General features: G+C 48.9%; 2 protein-coding genes. Both read left to right on the top strand.

The genetic code is table 11. The features are described 5' to 3' along the window. Positions 1-415: hypothetical protein (locus tag ACFPVY_RS15695; protein WP_379793092.1), on the top strand; the 415-nt coding region annotated here is incomplete at its 5' end. Continuing rightward, a partial coding sequence (locus tag ACFPVY_RS15690) for a hypothetical protein (protein WP_379793090.1) occupies positions 412-664 on the top strand: 253 nt, incomplete at its 3' end. The genes ACFPVY_RS15695 and ACFPVY_RS15690, both read left to right, overlap by 4 nt.

Below are 664 nucleotides of genomic sequence, written 5' to 3'. Positions count from 1 at the left end.
GGCTGTCTTTTTATTTGCGCGGCAACCCCAGGCCAATTCCCCAAAACAGAAAACAAAACCCCTTCCTTATATATATGTAATTTTTCCCGGCAGCGAAAGGCCTTTCTTTTGCCAGCACACGCAATTCCCGCTTTCTGCCGCAGTCTTCCCGCCGAACCCCGGCGGCAAGAGCTCGCGGCCGCCAATCGGGGCTGGGGGAGAAGCCTTCCCGCATTCCTGGAAGCTACGGGACCGGGATCGCGCAGACAGCCTGCAAAAAAAAGCCGCCCCGGCACAGATGCCCTTCAATGCCTTGCATGGCAAAACAAGCGCCGTGCATTCCCCAGGCATCCCTAAATCCCAGATATTTAAAGAAAAGATAAAAAAAACTTCCGCCTCCAAGTCGAAGCGTTCCAGCGAGTTACGGGAAAGATGAAGAAAACATCAAAAAAAGATGAAGAAAAAGCTTGCGCAGGCGAAAAAGATGCGTACTTTTGCACCCGCAATAACGGCGAAGTTCTTAAGATTTACTGGAGGCAGGGAGTTAGTAAAAAAGATAAAATTTTTTTCACGAAAAGCTTGCCGGAAAGAAAAAAGCGAATTACCTTTGCGCCCCGCGAGAGCGGAAGTTCATTGGGAATCTGCGCAGGCTGTGAGAGAAAGGAGGAAATAAAAATTTCTAAAA

Origin of the sequence: Flavobacterium qiangtangense, from assembly GCF_042658345.1 — a bacterium.
GTDB classification, from domain to species: Bacteria; Bacteroidota; Bacteroidia; order Flavobacteriales; family Flavobacteriaceae; genus Flavobacterium; species Flavobacterium qiangtangense.
This window is presented reverse-complemented; position numbering and strand designations above follow the sequence as displayed.